Source organism: Sphingopyxis sp. (assembly GCF_035565275.1).
GTDB lineage: Bacteria > Pseudomonadota > Alphaproteobacteria > Sphingomonadales > Sphingomonadaceae > Sphingopyxis.
Genome location: NZ_DATMST010000167.1, coordinates 1 through 2,662, shown reverse-complemented (window position 1 = coordinate 2,662; position 2,662 = coordinate 1). Strand labels below are relative to the sequence as shown.

The following is a 2,662-nucleotide window of genomic DNA, read 5'->3' as shown; positions in this document are numbered from 1 at the left end:
GGCGCTGGAGGCTACCGCAGCAACCTTGCCCGGCGCCTGTATCGCCCCCGCCGACGTCGCCGACCGCGCCGCGATCGATGACGCCTTCGCCTCAGCCCGCGACACGCACGGGCCGATCACGATCCTCGTCAACAACGCCGGAATCGCGCCCAGCGCGCCCTTCGCCCGGGTCACCGCCGAAACCTGGCGCAGGGCGATGGCGGTCAATCTCGACGCGCTGTTCCATTGCTGCCAGTCGGCGCTGCCCGACCTGCTGGCCGCCGAAACCGGCCGCATCGTCACGGTCGCATCGACCGCCGGGGTGAAAGGCTATGCCTATACCGCCCCCTATGTGGCGTCGAAGCACGGCGCGATCGGGCTGATGCGCGCGCTCGCGGCCGAATATGCGGTGACCGGCCTGACCGCCAACGCCGTCTGCCCGGGCTTCACCGACACCGATATCGTCGGACAGGCGGTTGCGAATATCCGGTCGAAAACCGGCCGCAGCGAAACCGAAGCGCTTGCCGAGCTGACGCGTTTCAACCCGCAGAAACGGCTGATCGATCCAGCCGAGGTTGCCGAAACGGTGCTGTGGCTCTGCCTTCCCGCGAGCCGGTCGGTCACCGGGCAGGCGGTGATGGTCGCGGGCGGAGAAGTGATGTGAGCGAACGGACGGCCATTCGCGAAAAGCACGACGGCGCGCTCGACGAACGCGGCAACGTCCGTCTGTGGCTGCGGATGCTGACCTGTACGACGGTAATCGAAAAGCGCCTCAAGCGCCGCTTTGCCGACCAATATGGCATCACGCTGCCGCGCTTCGACGTCATGGCGGCGCTCGATCGCCATCCCGAGGGGATGACGATGGGGCAATTGTCGCAGGCGCTGCTGGTCTCGAACGGCAACGTCACCGGTGTTGTGCAGACGCTGCTGCGCGACCGCTATCTCAGCATCGCGCCCTCACCCACCGACGGCCGGGCTTCGATCGTCCGGCTGACGCAGCTCGGGCAGGAATGCTTCGGCGGCCTCGCCGAAGCGCATCACGAATGGGTCGACACGATGCTGGCCGGCCTGACGCGCGATCAGCGCACGACGCTCTTCGATCTTCTCGGCGCGCTCAAGGATTCGCTCGCCGCCGACAATGGAAAGGAACAGGCATGAATCCGGAAAGCTTTTCGCCCGAACATTTCGGGTGGCATTTCGACGGAGGCGTCGCCACGGTCACGCTCAATCGTCCCGACCGCAAGAACCCCCTCACCTTCGAAAGCTATGCCGAGCTGCGCGACACCTTTCGCGCGCTCGTCTATGCGCCTGCGGTGAAGGCGATCGTCGTGACGGGCGCCGGCGGCAATTTTTCGTCGGGCGGCGACGTGCACGAGATCATCGGGCCGCTCACTAAAATGCCGATGCCCGAACTGCTCGATTTCACGCGCATGACCGGCGATCTCGTCAAGGCGATGCGCGCGTGCCCGCAGCCGGTCATCGCGGCGATCGACGGCATCTGCGTCGGTGCCGGCGCGATCATGGCCATGGCGTCGGACATGCGTCTGGCGACCCCGCGCGCCAAGACCGCCTTCCTGTTCACGCGCGTCGGCCTCGCGGGCTGCGACATGGGCGCGTGCGCGATCCTGCCGCGCATCATCGGTCAGGGACGCGCGTCGGACCTGCTCTACACCGGGCGGATGCTCGGCGCCGAAGAGGGCGAACGCTGGGGCTTCCACAACCGGCTGGTCGAACCCGACGCGCTGGTCGAGGAGGCGACGAAGCTCGCCCGCTCACTCGCGGCGGGGCCGACTTTCGCGCACGGCATCACCAAGACGCAGCTCGGCATCGAATGGGCGGTCTCGGTCGAAACCGCGATCGAAATGGAAGCGCAGGCGCAGGCCATCTGCATGGCGACCAACGATTTCCGGCGCGCTTTCGAAGCCTTTGCGGACAAGCGCACCCCCGAGTTCGCGGGCGACTGATGGCCGACCGCAGCTTCCTCGACTGGCCGTTCCTCGATGACGGTCACCGCCGCCTCGCGATCGACCTCGACGACTGGTGTTCGGCGAACATCGCGCACGATCATTCGGACGATATCGACGGCGAATGCCGCGCGCTCGTCCGCGCGCTCGGCGACGCGGGATGGCTGCGCTACTGCGTGCCCGCCGCCTATGGCGGGGTGCACGACAGCCTCGACATCCGCTCGCTCGCGCTGATCCGCGAAACGCTCGCGCGCCATTCGGGGCTCGCCGACTTCGCCTTTGCGATGCAGGGACTGGGATCGGGCACGATCAGCCTCTTCGGCACCGAGGCGCAGAAGCAGGCCTATCTGCCCGAGGTCGCGGCGGGGCGGAAGATCGCGGCGTTCGCGCTCACCGAGCCCGCGTCGGGATCGGACGTCGCGTCGATGGAAACGACCGCCGAGCGGACCGCGGCCGGTTATGTCGTCAACGGCGCGAAGACCTATATCTCGAACGGCGGCATTGCGGATTATTATGTCCTCTTCGCCCGCACCGGCGAGGCGCCGGGCGCGAAGGGCGTCTCCGCCTTCATCGTCGATGCCGATACGCCGGGGCTGGCGGTGACCGAACGCATCGCGGTGATCGCGCCGCACCCGCTCGCGACGCTGACCTTCACCGACATGGCGCTCGCCGACACCGCGCTGCTCGGCGAGGCGGGGCGCGGTTTTGCGCAGAGATCG

4 protein-coding genes are annotated in these 2,662 nt (G+C 67.6%); all 4 read left to right on the top strand.

Going from position 1 to position 2,662, the window contains the following annotated elements; genetic code table 11:
* A partial coding sequence (locus VN047_RS11745) for an SDR family NAD(P)-dependent oxidoreductase (RefSeq protein ID WP_325542875.1) occupies window positions 1–643 on the top strand: 643 nt, incomplete at its 5' end.
* On the top strand, window positions 640–1,137 hold the full coding sequence (locus tag VN047_RS11740; protein WP_325542874.1) for a MarR family transcriptional regulator: 498 nt from the start codon (window positions 640–642) through the stop codon (window positions 1,135–1,137). The genes VN047_RS11745 and VN047_RS11740, both read left to right, overlap by 4 nt.
* Complete coding sequence (locus tag VN047_RS11735) at window positions 1,134–1,943, top strand: enoyl-CoA hydratase family protein (protein WP_325542872.1); 810 nt, start codon at window positions 1,134–1,136, stop codon at window positions 1,941–1,943. Before VN047_RS11740 ends, VN047_RS11735 begins: the two co-directional genes overlap by 4 nt.
* Window positions 1,943–2,662 (top strand): acyl-CoA dehydrogenase family protein (locus tag VN047_RS11730; protein ID WP_325542870.1); only part of this gene is annotated, 720 nt, incomplete at its 3' end. The genes VN047_RS11735 and VN047_RS11730, both read left to right, overlap by 1 nt.

What these genes read in the sequence shown, in the direction of transcription:
- VN047_RS11735 (WP_325542872.1), top strand. Translation starts at nt 1,134, where the DNA reads ATGAATCCGGAAAGCTTTTCGCCCGAACATTTCGGGTGGCATTTCGAC.